Source organism: Halopelagius fulvigenes, assembly GCF_042662625.1.
GTDB classification, from domain to species: Archaea; Halobacteriota; Halobacteria; order Halobacteriales; family Haloferacaceae; genus Halopelagius; species Halopelagius fulvigenes.
Genome location: NZ_JBHSXH010000015.1, coordinates 1,569,494 through 1,587,695, shown reverse-complemented (window position 1 = coordinate 1,587,695; position 18,202 = coordinate 1,569,494). Strand labels below are relative to the sequence as shown.

Annotated in this window: 21 protein-coding genes; 11 read left to right on the top strand and 10 right to left on the bottom strand. The window is 67.5% G+C overall.

The genetic code is table 11. The features are described from left to right. Window positions 1-7 precede the first annotated feature (7 nt). The gene (locus tag ACFQEV_RS18470; protein WP_379699193.1) at window positions 8-1,015 is read left to right on the top strand and encodes a CPBP family intramembrane glutamic endopeptidase; all 1,008 of its coding nucleotides are present in this window, start codon (window positions 8-10) and stop codon (window positions 1,013-1,015) included. Window positions 1,016-1,039: 24 nt separating this feature from the next. Here ACFQEV_RS18470 and hisG read toward each other — a convergent pair whose 3' ends face one another. After that, on the bottom strand, window positions 1,040-1,912 hold the full coding sequence (hisG, locus tag ACFQEV_RS18465; protein WP_379699190.1) for an ATP phosphoribosyltransferase: 873 nt from the start codon (window positions 1,910-1,912) through the stop codon (window positions 1,040-1,042). A 96-nt stretch (window positions 1,913-2,008) separates the two neighbouring features. Here hisG and ACFQEV_RS18460 point away from each other — a divergent pair, with 96 nt between their 5' ends. Next, window positions 2,009-2,503: a metal-dependent hydrolase gene (locus ACFQEV_RS18460; RefSeq protein WP_379699187.1), complete on the top strand. Its 495-nt coding sequence runs from the start codon at window positions 2,009-2,011 to the stop codon at window positions 2,501-2,503. 21 nt (window positions 2,504-2,524) lie between these two features. On the opposite strand, the gene ACFQEV_RS18455 is transcribed toward ACFQEV_RS18460, so the two are convergent. Together ACFQEV_RS18455 and ACFQEV_RS18450 are read right to left on the bottom strand one after the other, a co-directional pair. Then, window positions 2,525-3,037 carry a winged helix-turn-helix transcriptional regulator gene (locus ACFQEV_RS18455; protein WP_379699185.1) on the bottom strand — a complete coding sequence of 171 codons (513 nt, stop codon included), beginning with the start codon at window positions 3,035-3,037 and terminating at the stop codon, window positions 2,525-2,527. After that, window positions 3,034-3,369 carry a DUF7471 family protein gene (locus ACFQEV_RS18450; protein ID WP_379699183.1) on the bottom strand — a complete coding sequence of 112 codons (336 nt, stop codon included), beginning with the start codon at window positions 3,367-3,369 and terminating at the stop codon, window positions 3,034-3,036. Before ACFQEV_RS18450 ends, ACFQEV_RS18455 begins: the two co-directional genes overlap by 4 nt. A 153-nt stretch (window positions 3,370-3,522) precedes the next feature. Between ACFQEV_RS18450 and ACFQEV_RS18445 the strand changes: the two genes are divergently transcribed. Beyond that, window positions 3,523-4,827: an amidohydrolase gene (locus tag ACFQEV_RS18445; RefSeq protein ID WP_379699181.1), complete on the top strand. Its 1,305-nt coding sequence runs from the start codon at window positions 3,523-3,525 to the stop codon at window positions 4,825-4,827. A 113-nt stretch (window positions 4,828-4,940) separates the two neighbouring features. After that, on the top strand, window positions 4,941-5,699 hold the full coding sequence (locus ACFQEV_RS18440; RefSeq protein WP_379699179.1) for a superoxide dismutase: 759 nt from the start codon (window positions 4,941-4,943) through the stop codon (window positions 5,697-5,699). 17 nt (window positions 5,700-5,716) lie between these two features. Here the strand turns inward: ACFQEV_RS18440 and ACFQEV_RS18435 are convergent, their stop codons facing one another. Continuing rightward, window positions 5,717-6,034 carry a helix-turn-helix domain-containing protein gene (locus ACFQEV_RS18435; protein ID WP_379699177.1) on the bottom strand — a complete coding sequence of 106 codons (318 nt, stop codon included), beginning with the start codon at window positions 6,032-6,034 and terminating at the stop codon, window positions 5,717-5,719. A gap of 164 nt (window positions 6,035-6,198) precedes the next feature. Between ACFQEV_RS18435 and ACFQEV_RS18430 the strand changes: the two genes are divergently transcribed. Beyond that, a complete protein-coding gene (locus ACFQEV_RS18430; protein WP_379699175.1) occupies window positions 6,199-7,488 on the top strand; it encodes an adenosylhomocysteinase in 1,290 nt (429 codons plus the stop codon). 111 nt (window positions 7,489-7,599) lie between these two features. Beyond that, window positions 7,600-8,298 (top strand): HAD family hydrolase, encoded by a 699-nt coding sequence (locus tag ACFQEV_RS18425; RefSeq protein ID WP_379699173.1) that lies wholly within the window; start codon window positions 7,600-7,602, stop codon window positions 8,296-8,298. A gap of 25 nt (window positions 8,299-8,323) precedes the next feature. Here the strand turns inward: ACFQEV_RS18425 and ACFQEV_RS18420 are convergent, their stop codons facing one another. Beyond that, entirely contained in the window at window positions 8,324-9,202 is an 879-nt protein-coding gene (locus ACFQEV_RS18420) for a formate/nitrite transporter family protein (protein ID WP_379699171.1), read from the bottom strand. Between the two features lie 387 nt (window positions 9,203-9,589). On the opposite strand from ACFQEV_RS18420, the gene hjc reads away from it, so the two are divergent. After that, complete coding sequence (gene hjc / locus ACFQEV_RS18415; protein ID WP_379699169.1) at window positions 9,590-10,039, top strand: Holliday junction resolvase Hjc; 450 nt, start codon at window positions 9,590-9,592, stop codon at window positions 10,037-10,039. A 5-nt stretch (window positions 10,040-10,044) separates the two neighbouring features. On the opposite strand, the gene ACFQEV_RS18410 is transcribed toward hjc, so the two are convergent. After that, window positions 10,045-10,800: an SWIM zinc finger family protein gene (locus ACFQEV_RS18410; RefSeq protein ID WP_379699167.1), complete on the bottom strand. Its 756-nt coding sequence runs from the start codon at window positions 10,798-10,800 to the stop codon at window positions 10,045-10,047. A 140-nt stretch (window positions 10,801-10,940) separates the two neighbouring features. Between ACFQEV_RS18410 and ACFQEV_RS18405 the strand changes: the two genes are divergently transcribed. Beyond that, entirely contained in the window at window positions 10,941-11,135 is a 195-nt protein-coding gene (locus ACFQEV_RS18405) for a DUF7472 family protein (RefSeq protein ID WP_379699165.1), read from the top strand. Window position 11,136: 1 nt separating this feature from the next. On the opposite strand, the gene ACFQEV_RS18400 is transcribed toward ACFQEV_RS18405, so the two are convergent. Beyond that, complete coding sequence (locus tag ACFQEV_RS18400; protein WP_379699940.1) at window positions 11,137-12,255, bottom strand: DNA primase; 1,119 nt, start codon at window positions 12,253-12,255, stop codon at window positions 11,137-11,139. Window positions 12,256-12,401: 146 nt separating this feature from the next. Here ACFQEV_RS18400 and ACFQEV_RS18395 point away from each other — a divergent pair, with 146 nt between their 5' ends. Both ACFQEV_RS18395 and ACFQEV_RS18390 read left to right on the top strand, forming a co-directional pair. Further along, window positions 12,402-12,989: a DUF7474 family protein gene (locus ACFQEV_RS18395; RefSeq protein ID WP_379699163.1), complete on the top strand. Its 588-nt coding sequence runs from the start codon at window positions 12,402-12,404 to the stop codon at window positions 12,987-12,989. A 114-nt stretch (window positions 12,990-13,103) separates the two neighbouring features. Next, window positions 13,104-14,501 carry an MFS transporter gene (locus ACFQEV_RS18390; protein WP_379699161.1) on the top strand — a complete coding sequence of 466 codons (1,398 nt, stop codon included), beginning with the start codon at window positions 13,104-13,106 and terminating at the stop codon, window positions 14,499-14,501. A 40-nt stretch (window positions 14,502-14,541) separates the two neighbouring features. Here the strand turns inward: ACFQEV_RS18390 and ACFQEV_RS18385 are convergent, their stop codons facing one another. The 3 genes from ACFQEV_RS18385 to ACFQEV_RS18375 all read right to left on the bottom strand — a co-directional run bounded on the left by ACFQEV_RS18385 (window position 14,542) and on the right by ACFQEV_RS18375 (window position 17,060). After that, window positions 14,542-15,285 carry a DNA polymerase sliding clamp gene (locus tag ACFQEV_RS18385; RefSeq protein WP_092538328.1) on the bottom strand — a complete coding sequence of 248 codons (744 nt, stop codon included), beginning with the start codon at window positions 15,283-15,285 and terminating at the stop codon, window positions 14,542-14,544. A 278-nt stretch (window positions 15,286-15,563) separates the two neighbouring features. After that, a complete protein-coding gene (locus tag ACFQEV_RS18380) occupies window positions 15,564-15,947 on the bottom strand; it encodes a DoxX family protein (protein WP_379699158.1) in 384 nt (127 codons plus the stop codon). 66 nt (window positions 15,948-16,013) lie between these two features. Beyond that, entirely contained in the window at window positions 16,014-17,060 is a 1,047-nt protein-coding gene (locus ACFQEV_RS18375) for a WD40/YVTN/BNR-like repeat-containing protein (protein WP_379699156.1), read from the bottom strand. A 122-nt stretch (window positions 17,061-17,182) separates the two neighbouring features. Here ACFQEV_RS18375 and ACFQEV_RS18370 point away from each other — a divergent pair, with 122 nt between their 5' ends. Next, window positions 17,183-18,190: a TatD family hydrolase gene (locus ACFQEV_RS18370; protein ID WP_379699154.1), complete on the top strand. Its 1,008-nt coding sequence runs from the start codon at window positions 17,183-17,185 to the stop codon at window positions 18,188-18,190. The last annotated feature ends 12 nt before the right edge of the window (window positions 18,191-18,202 follow it).

Here is an 18,202-nt window from a genome sequence, read left to right as displayed (position 1 = left end):
TCACCGCATGCGCGCCCGCGCCCTCGTCTGGAACGCCGACGAGCGACGGCTTCGCTCCCCGATTCGCCTCGTTCTGGCGGCCGTCGTCGTCGCCGTCGCCCTCTTCGGGTTCAGTCTCGCGGTGAACGCGTTCACCCCCCTGAACGACTCGCTCCCCGTCCTCCTCGTCCTCGCCGTCGGCGGGACGGCCGCGCCGGGCGTCGCCGTCCTCGTCGCGGTTGCCCTCCTCGACAGGCGGACGTTCGCGGACGCTGGACTCGGATTCGACCGCGACTGGTGGGTCGACCTCGGGTTCGGCCTCTCGCTGGGGGCCGGTCTCATGACCGCCATCTTCCTCCTCGCCCTCCTCGCCGGGTGGGTCCGCGTCACCGGCACGTTCGTTAGCGGACCGCGGACCGGCGGGTTCGTCGCCGGGATGGCGGTCCTCACGCTCCAGTTCGTCGCCGTCGGGTTCGCGGAGGAACTCGTCGCCCGCGGCTACCTCCTGACGAACGTGGCGGAGGGACTCGCGGGCTACGTCTCGGACGGCGCGGCCGTCGCCGTCGCCGTCGTCGTCTCCTCGCTGGCGTTCGGTGTCGCCCACCTCACCAACCCGAACGCGACGCTGGTCAGCACGCTGGGCATCTCGCTCGCGGGCGTGTTCCTCGCGGCGGGCTACGTCCTCACCGACGAACTCGCCATCCCCGTCGGCCTCCACATCACGTGGAACCTGTTTCAGGGCGGCGTCTACGGCTTTTCCGTCAGCGGCCTCGGCATCGAGACGAGCGTCGTCGCGACCAGAGAGACCGGTCCGGACGCGATCACCGGCGGCGCGTTCGGCCCGGAGGCGGGCGCTCTCGGCGTCGGTGCCATCGTCCTCGGCACGGCGCTCATCGTCGCGTACGTCCGCGCCCGGTACGGGTCGGCCCGCGTCTCGCCTGGTCTGCCGAGGCCCGACCTCCGGTGGCGCGACGGGGGAGAGGAGGCGGCGGAAGAACGGCGGCGGACCGCGGCGACGACCGACGAGCGTCGGTGATTCGTTCGGAGCGCGGGGCCTCGCTCACTCGACTAACCGCTCTATCTCGGTGACGAGGATGCCGGACGCGCCGACGTCCTTCAGGTCGTTGACCACCTCGAACACGTCGCGTTCGTCCACGACGACGTGGACCGCCACGTCGCCGGACGACGTTCCCTCGTCGGCGTCGCCGCCGCCCGCGATGTCCATCACCGTCGGCCCGCCGAGGCCCGGGATAACCTCGCGCACGTCGTCGAGTCGGTCCCGCGGCGCGTTCATCATCAGGTAGCGCTTGCCCTCGGCGGCGCGGACGGACTCGAACGCCGTCGCCAACTGCTGGACCTTCGAGTCCTCGACCACGTCCGGGCGGGCGAACAGTCGCACCGACGATTCGAGCACCTCGTCCACGACGGCGAGGCGGTTCACCCGGAGCGTCGTCCCCGTCGAGGTGATGTCGATGATGGCGTCGGCCATCTCGACGTGCGGCGTCAACTCCGTCGCGCCCGACACCTCCACCACGTCCGCGTCGACGCCCTTCTCGGCGAAGTACTCCCGCGCGATGTGCGGGAACTCCGTCGCCACCGTCCGGCCGTCTAAGTCCTCGACCGTCCCGATGTCGCCGTCCTCGGGGGCCGCGAGGACGAGGCGGCAGGTCCCGAACTCCAAGTCGACCAGTTCCGCGAGTTCGTGGCCCGACTCCCGCACCTGGTCGAGTCCCGTGATTCCGACCTCCGCCGCGCCGTCGCGGACGTACTCGGGGATGTCGGCGGCGCGGGCGAACAGGACCGTCACGTCGGGGTCCACCGTGTTCGCGTACAACTTCCGGTCGGTCCCGTCCTCGATGTGGAGTCCGGCGCGTTCGAGGAGTTCGACGCTCGGATCGTGCAGGCGGCCCTTGTTGGGCACGGCGATGCGCATACCTCGGAGTCATCGCCCGCCGACGTGTGCCTTTCGCTCGCCGAGACGAGGGGTCTGCCCCCAGCGTTTTCACCGTGGCAATCGTTGGCACGACGTATGGTCGCAGATGGGGTCCACGTCCTCGTCGCTCTGGCCGTCGTCTTTCTCGCCTTCCGCGCGGAGCGTCCGGAACCGTACCTCGTGGCGGCGCTCGCCGCCATCTTCCCCGACATCGACGTGTATCTCCTTCCTGTCCTCGTCGACTCAGGGTACGTCCATGGCCCCGTCTGGGCCCACCGCGGGATGACGCACTCCCTCCTCGGCGGCTGTGTCGTGGTGCTCGGCCTCTCGTACTTCGGCCCGTGGCGGGCCGCGGCGGCGGGGTTCATCTCGCACATCGCCCTCGACTTCGTCACCGGCGGCGTCTACCTGCTGGCACCCGTCACCTCCGTCCGCTACGGCGTCTCCGGGGGATGGTTGCTCCTGAACATGCTCGCCTCGGTCGTCTCGGTGACCGTGATTCTCACCGGGTCGCGGTACCTGCGGACCGAAGGCTCGCTCGACCGTTCGCCCGGGGACGTCGCGGACGCGTTCACCGACCGGTTTGGTTGACCAACGCCTCCGACGGACCTTTCACCCCTCCAGAAGCGAATCGACGAGGCGGGCGAAGCGGTCCACGAACCGCCCCTGGAGCGACGGCGACACGCGGGCGAGGAGTTCCGCCGTCTCGTCGGGGTGTTCGAGGACCAGCGTCACGCGGTTGCGGATGTCCCGTTCCTTACGGACGATGTCCTGTTCGACGAGGTGGTCGAGGTGCCATTCCAAGGTGCTGCGGGCGATGTCCAGTTCCTCGGCCACCGCGTCCGGCCGGGCTTCCTCCTCCCGCAGGAGGACGCCCAGCACGTCGCGCGCCGTCTCCCGGCGGAACAGCGCCAGCGTCGCGCGCTCCCACTCGTCGAACTCCGGCGGGTAGTAGTGGGTCCTCCCGTAGTACTCCGCGCGGTTGACGGTGCCGTCGCCGACGAGGCGGCGGATGTGGTGCTGTGCCTGTCCCGGCGCGAGGTCCAGCGAACGGACGAGTTCGTTGAAGTGGACGCCCGGGTGCGACCCGATGTAGTCGGTTATCTGCGTGCGTGTCTCGGTCATCTCTGGTTTCCTCCGGCGGCGCGTTCGGTCCGTCGCGCGTAGTAGACGGCCGCGATGACGAGCGCGGCCATGACGACGTCGAGGCCGTGTTCGAGCAGGTGGTGCGCCGACGTCTCCACCACCCCGGCCATCGTCGCCCCGGCGACCGCCGTCCGCGCCGCGAGCGTCACCAACGCGAGCGCCACGAGGAGGTACGAACGCGACCGCCTCCGGGCGAGTGCGCCGACAGCGAGGCCGGCGACGGCGAGCGATCCGACTCCCGCGAGCAGCAACACCGCCGCGAGCGGTACGTCGTACCCTCCGTGGGCACCCGCGTGTGCTGGTGACAACATTGGTGAGTCGTTCGTACCCAACCCTAAGAAGCCCGACGATTCTCGAACTTCGGGAAACGCACTAGTCGGCGTCTCGAACGGCCGTACTCGGCCGTTTCCTCTCGCCGGGTTCGTCCGATGGAGTGATACGCTCGCCGGCGGAAACGGTCGAGCATGACGAACACGCTGTTGGTCGCGGGCGGGCGGGTGCTCCGTCCCGACATGACCGTCGAACGGGCGGACGTCGTGGCTGACCGGGACACCGGCGAAATCGAGGCCGTCGGCCCGAACGTCGCCGAGGAGTACGACCCGGACGAGACCCTCGACGCCGAGGGCTGTCTGGTGATGCCGGGCCTCGTCAACGCCCACACCCACGTCGCGATGACGCTCCTCCGCGGGTACGCCGACGACAAACCCCTCGACCCGTGGCTTCGGGAGGACATCTGGCCGGCGGAGGCCGCCCTCGAACCCGAGGACGTGCGCGCCGGGGCGAAACTCGGAATCGTCGAGATGATTCGCTCGGGGACGACGGCCTTCGCGGACATGTACTTCGACGTGGACGAAGTCGTCGCCGCCGTCGAGGAGGCGGGAGTCCGCGCCCGCGTCGGCCACGGCGTCGTCACCGTCGCCAAGGACGACGAGGAGGCCGCCGCAGACGTCGAAGAGAGTCTCCGCGTCGCCCGCGAGTTCGACGGCGCGGCGGACGGGCGCGTCTCCACGGCGTTCATGCCCCACTCTCTGACCACCGTCGGCGAGGGGCTCCTCCGCGAGGGCGTCGAGACGGCGCGCGAGGAGGGTATCCCGGTCCACTTCCACGCCAACGAGACGAGAGACGAGGTGGTGCCGATAGTCGAGGAACGCGGCGAACGCCCCCTCTCGTACGCCGACGACGTCGGGATGCTCGAGGAGTCGAACTTCCTCGCGCACGGCGTCCACACCGACGACGAGGAGATCGAACTCCTCGCGGACCGCGGCGCGGCCGTCGTCCACTGCCCGGCGTCGAACATGAAACTGAACTCCGGCATCGCGCCGATCCAGAAGATGCTGGACGCGGGCGTCACCGTCGGCATCGGAACCGACGGCGCGGCGTCGAACAACGACCTCGACATGTTCGACGAACTCCGCGACGCCGCGATGATCGGGAAACTCGGCGCCGACGACGCCGCCGCCGTCCCCGCCGCGGCGGCCGTGAAGGCGGCCACCGCCGGGAGTGCCGCGGCCATCGGCGTCGACGCCGGCCGAATCGAAGTCGGCGCGGCGGCCGACGTCGCCGTCGTGGAGTTCGACGCCCCGCACCTCGCGCCGACGCACGATTACGTGAGCCACCTCGCCTACGCCGCCCGCGGGTCGGACGTTCGCCACACGGTCTGCGACGGGCGCGTCCTCATGCGGGACCGCGAGGTGCTGACGCTGGACGAGGAGCGCGTCGTCGCGGAGGCGCGCGAACGCGCGGCGTCGCTGGTCGAGAGAGCCGAGTAATCGGCTGCTCCGTTTTTGGCATTCGTCTGACAGAATCTGTTCGACGGAGCGACAGTCGCGGAAGTGTCAATTAGATTAATCAACCGATCGGCTGAACGGCGAACCGACGTACGATGACAGATGGTCCCCACCTCCACCGAGACTCGCTTCCAGAACTCGGACGACGGACGGTTCTTCGAGGAATCGGCGTCGCCGCGGGCGTGACGCTCCTCGAAACGGACGTCGCCGCGGCGACCGGAGACGACGGAGACGGTCCGACGTATCGGCTCCCGCCGCTTCCGTACGACTACGACGCGCTGGAACCGCACATTGACGAACGGATACTGAAACTGCACCACGACAGCCACCATCAGGGGTACGTAGACGGTGCGAACGAGGCCCTCCGCGCGCTTGCGGAGATGCGCGACTCCGGCGAGTTCGACGGCATCAGCGGCGTCAAACGCGACCTGTCGTTCAACCTCTCGGGGCACGTCCTCCACACGATTTTCTGGGGGAACATGTCGCCCGACGGCGGCGGCGAACCCGGCGGTTCGCTCTCCGACCGCATCGGGACCGACTTCGGATCGTTCGGGGCGATGCGCGAGGAGTTCTCCGCGGCCGCCTCGGCCGTCGAGGGGTCGGGATGGGGAACGCTCCTCTACGACCACCGTTCGGACTCGCTGCTCGTCACGCAGGTCGAGAATCACGACGAACTCGTCGTGCAGGCCGGAACGCCGCTTCTCGTCGTCGACGTCTGGGAGCACGCCTACTACCCCCAGTACGAGAACCGCCGCTCCGAGTACGTCGAAGCGTTCTGGAACGTCGTCGACTGGGAGAACGTCCGGGGACGGTACGAGTCGGCCTGCGCGGCGAACATCCTCGACGATAACTGAGGCGCGGGGCGAACGGATCAGGAGAGCAACTGCACGACGACGCCCTCGTCGGTCATCTGTATTTCGATGGTGTCGAACGTGCGGACGTACCGGTTGGCGTGCCGACCCCGCCGCGGGTTGAGTTGAATCCGCTCTTCGAGGAGGTTCGCCTCCGCGAGGCGGTTCACCTCGCGGTACGCCGTCGAGAGAGGCACCGCCGCGAACTGGTGAATCTCCTTGACCGTCATCGGTTCCGTGACGGTCCGGAGTATCGCGTTCGCGGCCTCGGATCCCATCAGCGTGAGGAGTTCGGCGTCGGAGACCTCGATATCTGTTTCGGCGCGGGTGACCAGCATCGCTTCCGCGTACCTCCGTGAAGGCGGGGTTTGAATCTATCTGTGCGGACGAACGTCGCTTCGGCGTCGTCTCTCCGCTCGGACCTCCGTACCGTGCCACCGATTCGCACCGTCCTCCCTCCGCCTTCGGTAGGATTTTCCCGACCCTGCCCGAAGCGGGCTTCATGAGTGAATCCACCTACGCTCCGATAAGCGGCCACCTCGACGACGTTGAGGAAGCCCGCGAGGAGGGCCGACGGAAGATGGACTGGGCGCTTCAGCACATGCCCATCCTGCAGGAACTCCGCGAGCAGTTCGCCGAGTCGAAACCGTTCGAAGGGCAGGTCGTCGGGATGGCGATGCACGTCGAGGCGAAGACGGCGAACCTCGTCGAACTGCTGGCGCTCGGCGGCGCGGAAGTCGCCATCACCGGGTGCAACCCGCTCTCGACGCACGACGACGTGAGCGCCGCCCTCGACGCGAACGACAGCATCACCTCCTACGCCAAGCGCGGCGTGGACGAAGACGAGTACTACGAGGCGATGCACGCCGTCGTCTCGCACGAACCCACCGTCACCGTGGACGACGGGATGGACCTCGTCTACCTCGTCCACGAGGAGTACCCCGAACTCATCGACACCATCCTCGGCGGCGCGGAGGAGACGACCACCGGCGTCCACCGACTCCGCGCGATGGACGAGGACGGCGAACTGAACTACCCCGTCTTCGCCGTCAACGACACGCCGATGAAGCGTCTGTTCGACAACGTCCACGGCACCGGCGAGTCCTCCCTCGCCAACATCGCCATGACGACGAACCTCTCGTGGGCGTCGAAGAACGTCGTCGTCGCGGGCTACGGCTACTGCGGGAAGGGCGTCGCCAAGAAGGCCGCCGGGCAGAACGCGAACGTCATCGTCACGGAAGTCGAACCCCGCCGCGCCCTCGAAGCGCACATGGAGGGCTACGATGTGATGCCGATGAACGAGGCGGCGGAGGTGGGTGACGTGTTCCTCACGACGACGGGCAACCGAGACGTCATCACCCGCGAGGACTTCGAGAAGATGCAGGACGGCGCCGTCCTCGCCAACGCCGGGCACTTCGACATCGAAATCGACTTAGACGCCCTCTCTGACCTCGCCGTGGACGAGTACGAGGCCCGCGACGGCGTGGACGCCTACGAGATGGAGGACGGCCGCCGCATCAACGTCCTCGCGGAGGGCCGCCTCGTCAACCTCGCGTCGCCCATCGCCCTCGGCCACCCCGTCGAAGTGATGGACCAGTCGTTCGGCGTGCAGGCGGTCTGCGTCCGCGAACTCGTCGAGAACGGCGACGAGTACGACGCCGGCGTCCACGACGTGCCGGACGAACTCGACGTGGAAGTCGCCGAGATAAAACTCGACGCCGAGGGCGTCGACATCGACACCCTCACCGAGACGCAGGAGGAGTACATGAGCAGCTGGAGTCACGGGACGTAAGGCTCCGAGCGACTCGTCGCCTCCGTCTCGCCCGCTGAACGCTCTTTTCAACGCCTGCGACGCTCGCCGCAATCGGATAGATTCATACGTGCTTCGAGACGACGGCACTCTATGACCCACTCGGCGACCGTCCCCCCGTACGACGCCTACGTCTTCGACGTCGACGGCGTCCTCGTGGAGCTCCCGAGTCGGGACGCCCTTCGAGAGGCGGCCGCGCGAACCTTCTCCCGGTTCGACCTCGAATCGCCCTCCCGGGACGGCGTCCGCGCACTCGTCACCGGCGACGTCGAACGCATCACCGACCTCTGTCGCGCCGCGGGCGTGGACCGAAGCGCCTTCTGCACGCAGGCGGCGCGGGAGGCCTACCGCGCGCAGAAGCGCGAACTCGAACGCGGCCTTCGCTCGGTGTACGACGACGTGAACGCCCTCTCGGAGCTCTCCGCGCCGAGTGCGTTGGTGAGCAACAACCTCCGCCCCGTCGTGGAGGAAGTCGTCGAACGGTTCGACCTCAGGACGCGCCTCGGCGTCGAGTCCGTCCGCGCGCCCACCTTCACGCCCGAGGAACTCCGTCGGACCAAACCCGACCCGCACTACCTCTGTGCCGCCTGCGAGGACGTGGGCGTCGAACCCGAGCGGACGCTGTACGTCGGCGACGAACCCGTGGACGTGGCGGCGGCGTCCCGGGCGGGCGCGGACTCGGCGTTCGTCCGCCGAGAAGGGCGAGAGGACGCCGCGTTCTCGACGCCCGAGGGCCTCGACGCGGGCGAACCCACCTACGTCATCGAGAGTCTCCGCGAACTGGTCGAGTGACGGCCGGTCGCTCAGGAAAGTCGCCTCACACGCCCGGCCCGCCTCGGACGACGTGTCCGTACTTCAGGAGCGCGACGAACACCGACCCGCCGACCGCGTTTCCGACCGTCGATACCGCGAGGAACCGGCCGTACGCGAGGAACCCGACCTCCGACCCGGCGAGGAGGCCCATCAGCACTTCGACGTTGCCGGCGATGCAGTGCGGGAGGTGCGCGAGTCCGATGGTGGTGGCGATGAGCCAGACGAAGAACGTGCGCGAAATCGTCTCCTGCGCCGCGGCGACCAGCCACGAGAGGAGTCCCATGAGCCACCCCGCGAGGACAGCGGCGGTCATCAGTCCCCACAGCGAGTGCTGGGTGAGGCCCCGCGCGAGTTCGACGAACGCCGCGGTGTCGGCGATGCCGAACTCCGGGCCGACGGTGACGGCGATGCCGGCGAAGACGACGCCGCCGACGACGTTTCCGACGTAGACGACGCCCCAGAGGTGACCGAGGTCCGATATCGACGCTCGGCCGTCGAGCACCGGCAACACGGCGAGCGTCGTGTGTTCGGTGAACAGCTCCGAGCGACCGAGGACGACGAAGATGAACCCGACGCTGTAGAGGTTCGCGAGCGCGATGCTCGTGAGGGGGTCGCTCCACGCCCCTGACACGAGCGTGAACACGGCGGCCATGAGGAGGGGGCCGAACCCGATGTCGAGGCCGGCGGAGAACGCCGAGAGGAACAGTCCGCTCGCCGGCCGACGGAGCTCGTTCATCGCGCTGGTAATCTGCTCTTCGAGGATGGCCCTTTCGGGCGTCTGCTCGCCCCGGTTCTTCGCCTCGGCCTGCGCCTCCTTCACCGCCTCGGTGGCGTCGGACTCCTCCTCCAACTCCTCGGCCCTCTCCTCTTTCTGGTCGCTCATTCTGACACTCTGCGCGTCGGACGCGCCGCGGAAAATCCCTCTTGCCGGACACGAACAGGTTAGATTTGGTTACCGTTCGCGGCCCGTCCGTCCGTTTCACCCGGCTTACGGCGTGACCCTCCGAGAAACGCCAATGTCTTCGAACCGTAACGGGGACCTTCGAAGCACTCGCTTCGCCCGTGCTTCGAGTCTCCGCTCGCTTCGCTCACGGGAAACGCTCGATATCTCGCGTCCCGTACCCTCGCTCACTTCGTTCGTGAGGACACCGAAGCACTCGCTTCGCTCGTGCTTCGAGCCTCCGTTCGCTTCGCTCACGGAGACGCCGCGAACGGGAGTTCGTCCGTCCGTTTCGCCCAGTTTAAGGGCGTGAACCTCCGAGAAACGCCAATGTCTTCGAACCGTAAAGGGGACCGCCGCGAACGGGAACTCGTCAACAAGCTCGACGAGGCCGGATTCGCGGTGATGCGAGCGCCCGCCTCCGGAAGCGCGACCGAACGCGAACTGCCGGACGTCCTCGCGGGCAACGGCGACGTGTTCTACGCCATCGAGGCGAAAGCGAGCTCCGGGCGACCCATCTACCTCACCGGCGAGGAGGTGGAAGCGCTCATCTACTTCGCGCAGAACTTCGGCGCGAAGTCCCGCATCGCCGTCCGATTCGACCGGGAGGAGTGGTACTTCTTCCACCCGGGCGACCTGTACGTCACCGACGGCGGCAACTACCGAGTCAAAAAGGAGACCGCTCTCGCCGAAGGTGAACCGTTCGATTCGTTCGTCGGCGGGCCGTCACAGAGTCGGTTGACGGACGTTCCCGAGGACGAGGACGATTCGGACGCCTGAGGCGATTACGTTTTCAATCTCAGCGTCGCTTGCGTCGTCTGCGACTCGCCGCCGAGGTGCGACCCGGCGAGCGTTCGGCGCACTTCCTCCGTCGCGAATCCCGACTCGACCGGGATGAGGCGCGAGGCGGGGAAGAGGTACCGCTTCTTCGCTCTGAGCTCCGCGATGTCCTCGTCGAGGGGGACCGAATCGACGTAGACGGCCTCGAAGACGGGTTCGTGCGGCCCGTAGTCGTCGTTCGTGTCGTAGTCCGCGACGGTGCGGTCCGAGTCGGTTCGGGCCTCGTCGGCCCTGTCGCCCGTCGCCCGGAGGACGACGAGCAGGCTCTTGGTCTCTCTGTCGCGCACTAAGTCGCCGGAGGCGTGGTCGTGGCGGTCACAGAGGACGGGGCCGGAGTCGAACCGCGGCACGTACGTTCGGTTGCCACAGACGGCGCAGACCGCCGTGCGTTCGTCCGGCGCGGGGACGAGGCCGTCGGCTATCTCGATGTGGACCCGCCGGAGGTGCTTACAGCGAGCGTCGCGGATGGCGCTGTCGGGGCAGGTGCAGGTGTCGGTTTCGGAGTCTACCACGTAGGTCCCGCCGTCCGTCTCGACGACGTACCGGCCGTCGCGGAGGGGGCGGACCGCCATCGGGTCCTCGCGGGCGCGACGGGCGCGCCCGACGAAGCCCGACGCCGGGAGTGTCGTCTTCTGTCTGACCGCGCGGCGGCGGGGGCGAGACTGCGTGTTAGACGCGGGTGTGTTTCGTGTGTGCGTCATCGGTTTTAGGGGGGTCTGAGGGCCGTTCCCTCGTCAGATATACCTACGTGCTGCACGAACCTAAACCTTGGTTTCAGGTGGACGAACGGTCCGAAACGTCCATCGAAGGCCTTTTAGAATGGCCGGGGGTAAGCCGGAGCATGGAAATCGAAGCGGAGATGCGTCGCAAGATAGTCACTTCCGTCGTGGCGGTCGGATTCTTCATCGCGCTCATCATCGGTCTCGGCGTGACGTTCGGGAATGGAGCGACGGGCACCGGCGGACTCGCCCTCATTGGGGCCATCTCGTTTTTCATCGTGGCGATGGGCGCTCTCGGCCTCTGGTTGGGCCGGTAGACTACTCGCTTTCTGCGACCGTCTCTCGCCAGTCGCGCACGTCGCCGGCGTCTCGCACCGCGCTCTCGTAGTAGGAGAGCGGATGCGAGATGGTCTCGCAGCGTTCGTCGGGGTCCGTGCAGTCGTCGTACGCCTTCAGCGTCGCGCACGTCGGCGGCGCGAACTGGGATCCGTCGGCGTCCGCGAGGTACGCGATGCGCGTCTCCACTCTCTCCGCGTCCTCCCCGTCGGCGTTCAGAAGCGTCGTCACCTCCGTCTCGTCCATCCCGAGTGCGACGAGGAAGGAGACGAGCGAGAACTCCGAGTGCGGCGCGACGGCCTCGCCCTCCCGGACTCGGCGGACGAGCGTCTTCATGCACGGCGGAAACAGGGCGGGGACGACGGTTTCGACGGCGGCGCTCCCGGCGGCGTCGTGGTCGTTCAACAGGTCGCGGAGCGCCGCCACCTCCTCGTCGAGGGCGTCGGCTATCTCCTCGCCGGCGGGGCTGCCGCGCACCTCGAACGGGAGTCCGTCGGCGACGCGCCGTCGGACCGCCTCCTCCAGTGTCCGGTGCAGTTCGTCTCCGGTCACGCGAACCTCGCCGTCGGCCACCTCGCGGTTGACGAGTCGCCACCGTTCGCCCCACCCGGCGTCCGCCAGCGTCAGGTACGACCCGAGGGCGACCCAGTAGTGCGTCGGGTCGCGCCGCCGCGGCGCGTCGTCGTCGCGTTCCGGGCGCACGTCGCCCGAAAGCCCGAACTCCGAGAGGACGCCGTCGAGGGACGCGCGGCGCGTCCGAGTGCTCTGTAAGTCGTCGTCGTCGGCCTCGAAGTCGGCGAGAAACCGCGTCCGCGCGGTGGCGGCCTCCGCGGCGGCGTACTTGTCCACCGCCGCCGGGGTATCGACCAGCGAGACGAGGATGCGTGCGATGGGGTACGAGAGCAGTTCCTCGCGTTCGTCCCACCGGTTCGGTTCCTCGGCTTCGACGGTGCCCTCCATGAGGGCGCGTTCGACCCGTTCCAGCCCGCGCTCTACGGCGGGTGCGTCTTCGGCGATGAGTTCCGCGGGAGAGATGTCCGCCTCTCGTACGGCGTCACGTGCGCCGCCGAAGAACGGGTAGCGCGCGTGGAGCGGGTCCATCGGCATCGGCTCTGGTTTGCGAGTGACTGCGAATAAACACGGCGATTGTCGCGGGCGCGTCGCGCCCGCCGTGTCGGAGTGTCACATCTTCTCTCGGAGCGGAGAATATCACATCACCTAAGACGACATCCTTCGTCCGTCGTCTCGTGCCGCAGTTCGACTATCCGTGCCCCGACTGCCGGGCCACCAACAGCCTCCACGACGCCGACTGCCAGTTCGAGGGGACGCCGTGGCCGGACGTCGAGAAGGCGTACACCGACGTCGTCGCGCACCTCTCGGCGGGAACGACGGACGAGGACGACGTTCTGAGCCTCGTCCACGGCGAGTGGGACGCGCTCCACCGGGCGGCGATGGAGCGACTGAAGCGCGACGGGCGCGTGGACGAGTCAAACGGCGTCCTCCGCCTCCTCACGGCCGAGGAGTTCCGCGAGGAGGTGTCGGTTCCGTCGCGGGAACCGATGAAGACGCTCTACCGCCACGGAAGCTACCCCGGCTGTCACGACAACGCCGTCTTCGCCATGATCGCGTGGTACGAGATGGTCGGCCTCTCGTGGTCCGAGACGCGCGAGAACGTCGCCGACTGGCTCCGAGAGAGCGGTTCGTGGAGTCGCGGCGGGTTCGAGGAGGCGACGCCCGAGCAGTTGGTGGACAAGAAGCGCCACGTCTACGAGGCGGGGTACGGCTGGAAGGAGAAGGCCGAATCCGCCAAGCGCGTCATCGACCGTCACCGGTAGTCCGGAGCGTCGTCCCCGGCGGCGTCGCCGCCCGCCGGATTGACTCGACACCCTGAACTATTATCGGACTGACTAGTCGGTAGAATTACGGCTCCACCGCCCGTGCGGTGGGGCGTGAGTACACCGGAGGGCGCATCCGCCGGTCCCGGGTCGCCCGACGCTCCGCCCGCGGAGTCGGTAGACGCGCCGAAAGGCGCCCTCGCCATCGTGGTCGGCATCGTCTTCGTCGACCTACTCGGCTTCGGCGTCGTCATCCCCATCCTGCCCTTCTACGTCCGTAGCTTCGCCACCAGCGACGTGTTCATCGGCCTGCTCGCCGCCTCCTACTCGGCGATGCAGTTCCTCTCCGCGCCGCTTCTCGGGCGCGTCTCGGACTCGCGCGGCCGCCGTCCGGTGCTGATGCTGTCGCTCGCGGGCAACACCGTCGCGTGGACGGTGTTCGGGTTGGGGACGCAGGTGGGCATCCTCTTCGGCACCGTGCCGGCGCTGGCGACGCTGTTCGCCTCGCGGATGCTCGCGGGCGCGATGGGCGGCAACATCGCCACCGCGCAGGCGTACATCGCGGACGTGACGCCCGCGGACCGCCGCGCCGCCGCCCTCGGACTCGTCGGCGCGGCGTTCGGCCTCGGGTTCGTCTTCGGCCCCGCCATCGGCGGCGTCTTCGCCAGCGAGGAGGCCGTCGCGGCGGCCCGGACCGTTCTCCCCCAATTCGTCCCCGCGACGCGCTTCTCGCTGCCGAGTTTCGCCGCCGCGTTCTTCAGCCTGGTCGCGTTCGCGTCCGCCGCGCTGTTTCTCCCGGAACCGAACCGGACTCGGGGGGTCGCGAGTCGGACGACGCTCGTCGGCCAGTTCGCGGGCGCGCTCCGCGACCCGTCGATTCGCGGCCTCGTCGTCTCCTTCTTCCTCGTCTCCGTCGCGTTCTCGGGGATTCAGGTCATGTTCATCCCGTACGCCGCGGACCTGTACGGCTACGACGAGACGCAGACCGCGCTTCTCCTCTCCTACGTCGGCGTCCTCGCCGTGCTGAATCAGGGCGTCGTCGTGGGCCGCCTCTCCCGTCGGTACGGGGAACGCGCCGTCGCCGTCGCGGGCGCGACGATTCTCGCCGTCGCCCTCGCGGCGCTTCCGTTCTCCCACGCCCTCGGCTCGGCCGTTCCCGAAGTCGGCGGCCCCCCGTGGCTCACCGCCTCGGTTCTCGCCTTACTGCTCGTCTTGGCGGGCCTCTCGCTCGGAAACAGCCTGCTGAACGTCGCCCTCTCCACGCTCGTCTCGCGGTCGGTCCCCGCCGACAGGCAGGGCAACGCCTTCGGCGTCACCCAGGGCGCGGGGAGCCTCGGGCGAACCGTCGGTCCGCCGTCGATGGCGGCGCTCTACGTCGTCGCGTACTGGTCGCCGTTTGTCGCCGGCGCGGTACTCGTCGTTCCGGTGGTCGCCCTCCTCGCGGCCCGAACCGTTCGAACCGCTCGCCGCGACGACGGCGAGAGCGTCGAGACGGGCGCGGGAGACGAGTGATCGGTCGTGCCGACGGCGAAAACGAGAAGAGAGAGCGTCTTCAGTCGCTCTGGATGCGCGGCGCGAGCATGTAGGTGACGTTGCCCTGCCCCTCCGCGACGCGGTAGTGCAGCTTGACGGGGAACTCCTCGCCGAGTTCGACGGTGACCTCGGCGTCCTTCGGGATGGCCTTGTTCATGTCCTTGAGGTAGTCCAGGGAGAACAGCGAGTCGGCCTGCCCGGCGGTGAGGTCGATGAGGTCCTCGGCGTCGAGCTCGAAGTCCACGTCGTCGGTGTCGCCCTGCGCTTGGATGTGGAACGCCTCCTCGACGTCGTCCACGCGGAGGCGGACGTGGTCGGAGACCATGTCCGCGGCCTTAATACCGCGGTCGAGTTGCGCGCCTTCGAGGACGATTTCGGCGGCCAGATCGAGGTCCGGGATGTCGGGTTCCTGCCGGATGGAGTCGGGGTCGATGAGCGCCAGCGTCGAGGAGAGCCCCTCGATGCGGATGTTCAGCTTCCGCGTCTCCTCGTCGAGTTCGAGCTCGACGAGCTGGCTGGAGTCGGCCATGCCGACGAAGTCTTCGAGTTTCGAGAGGTTGACGCCGATGACGCCGCCATCGGCCTCGTAGGACTCGAACGCCGCGGCGTCGAGAGACAGATCGACCATGCCGACGTTCGCGGGGTCCACGGCACGAATCGCGAGTCCGTCCTCGTTGAGTCGTATCTTACACTCGTCGACGAGTACGCTCACCGAATCCAGCGCGTCCCGGAGCGTGGAGGCGCTGACGATGGCCTTGAACATATGGACGGTGATAGGATATCGGGCTTAAAAATCCCCCCGGTTTCTCGGTGTGATAGAGTGTTCCCGTGCGTCGGGCGCGACTGCGCGCGGGCGACTCCCCGCGACTACGGCTGACGAAACGAAGCCACTACTCCGACTACTCCTCGCGGTCTATCGCGCCTACTCGCTGAACGCCACCTCTCGACCGCGAAGTCCTTCGGCACCCTCCATCGACGGCCGCCGGCGACGTTCCGTACACGAGAACAGAAACAGAACCCGTGCGCGGAAGAGACGTGGCGTCAGTCGGCCGTCTTCGCCGCCTCGTCCAGCAGCATGATGCTACAGCCGAGTAGCGCGCAGTTCTTCAGGAAGTTGATCTTGTTCCCCTGACGCTCCTCACCCTCCATCGTCCAGAAGTTGTGGATGACCGGCGTCGTTCCGAGGAAGAACACGACGAGGGCACCCGCCGAAGCGCGCGGATACTTCCAAAGGAGGATCCCGAGATTGGCGACGAACAGCATTCCGGTGACGAACGGAACGAGCAACTCCGGGGCGGGTACTCCGCTGGCTTCCGCGGCCTTCACTCGCTTCTCGTTGTTTTTGAATCCGTCAATCGCCATGTAGGCGAGGATTCCGCTGTACAGGAGTCGGCCGAGCGCAGACGGTGGATCGTTCGATGTCATTGAGTCGGTGGTCGGAGATTGCGTCGATGGTTCGCGAACTGTTCTTCTCCGGAATCGTCTTCCCGGTCAGAGGGCGGCGATACGACTGACGTTCGACTCCACTCGGCCGACGCTGTGGTATGTGCCGTCGTCGTCCCGACGCATGATGCGGCCCTCGACGTCCTCTCGCGCGTCCGGCACGTCGAACAGTCCCGACCCGCAGACGACGTCGCCCTCGTGCACGTCCCACGTCTCGATGACCTCGTGCGGTTCGCCCGGATACGGGACGCGTTCGAAGTCGCGACCGAAGTTCGTCGACTCGAACAGCGCCGCCTCGTGCTCGTCGTTCACCCACGCGGGCGGGGCTTCCTCGCCGCCGCAGAAGAAGACCGTCCCGTCGTGAGCGAACACGCGCCGGATGTACGAGAAGTCGTTTCCCGTATCGATCCGGTCCCACGAGTCTCCCGCGTCAGTCGTTCGGTAGAGGCCTCCCTCGCCGACGGCGTGGCCGAGACCGAGGTTCTCCAGATCGTGGTCGAGGTACCCGGTCGTCGCGAGCCAGACGTCTTCGGAGATCGGGAGGATCTGGTGGACGTCGTCGATGATCGTCTCGCGCCGGTCGAGCCACGTCTGTCCTCCGTCGTTGCTGAGGTGAATTCCTCCGGCCTCGACCCCCGCGATCAGTCGATTCGGACGACCGGGAACGGACTCCAACGCGCGGAGTCGTGCGTAGTGGGGATCGATCGGCGACTCCCAGTGGCCTCTCGAAGGCAGGTCGCGGAACCCCTTCAGTTCCGACCACGTCTCGCCATCGTCGATCGATCGGTAGATGTAGGGGTCGTTCGTTCCCGCGTACAGCGCCCCGTCCGCGGTGGCGAGTATCGACCAGACCTCGCTCTGTCCGGCGTGCCAAAATCGGTCACCCAGCGGGACGCCCAAATCTGTCCACGCGTCGCCGTCGCCTCTCGAACGGAATGCCCCCTCCGATGACGCGACGAAGACGCCCTCGACGTGGTCGAACGTCCGAACGGCGGTCACGACGCCGCAGTCTAAGATCCGCTCCGCGTCACCTCTCTCGAACGGGATCCTGTCGACCCGGTACAGTCCCTCGTCTGTTCCGATCAGGAGCGTCATGTGTTGTGATGCCGTATGGCATACTAATAAATATTTACCGAGCCGTAAAACGCTAAGTAAGGCCCTTCCGAACGGGAGTCGACGGACGTCACTCTCGACCGCCAGTACGCGCTTCCCCTCCCATGAACCCGACCGAACCCACAAAGCGACCGACCGACGCGGCGCATCTGGACGACGAACCGCCCTCGCTTCCGACAGAGTTACTCAACCTGCCGTGGATAGACGGCCATAACCACGCGCACACGCTCTCGTGGGACGACCGCGAACGGTACGCGCTCTCCGGCTGCGAGGGGATGGTCATGGTCGCATCGGGATACCACTGGACGCCGTACAAGCCGGTGGAGGCCGACGACGTTCGCTACCTGTGGGACGACGCCGTCAACCGCCGAGCCGCGATCGAACAGAACCACTTTTTCACTCCCCGACTCGGACTCGGTATCCACACCGGCGTCCGCATCGAGAACCCCGACGAGTTGCTCGATGCGATGGACGACTACTGCGCTCTCGACGAGGTGGTCGCCGTCGGCGAAACCGGCGTGACTCCGTCCCAACACGCCGAGTCGTGGGAGGTCGACGAGCAACGCGCCGTCGTTCAGGCGCAGATGGAGATCGCCGACGATCACGGCCTGCCCGTGATTCTCCACACGCCGAACCGTTCCGGCGGTAGCGGCGGGCGAAGCTACCGGCCCAGACTGGGGATCCCCGGCTACGAGAAGAACACGACGCTCGGTCAGCGTCCGGTGATCACGGGCGAGAACCCCGCCTTAGAATCGGTGAAGATCGACGTCGAGGCGGCGCGCGACGCCGGTTTGGACGAGACGCGGGTCGTCGCCTCGCACGCCGACCAGAACAACACCGACTATCTGATGCGCGAGACGGACTGCTACCTCAGCTTCACCATCGGTCACTCGTGGCTGATCGGCGTCGACGCGGCGGACGTGGCCGACGCCATCGACGAGTACGGGCCCGAGCGGATCATGATCGACACCGACTGCGCGAACGTCCTCCGGACGGATCCGTACGCGATCAAGCGAGCGATCTTCGAACTGTACCGCTACGGCATCGAGCCGGACGCGATCCGGCGGGTCGTGCTCGAAAACCCGCGAGAGGTGTACGGGTTCTCCGGCTGAGAGCGCCGCGCC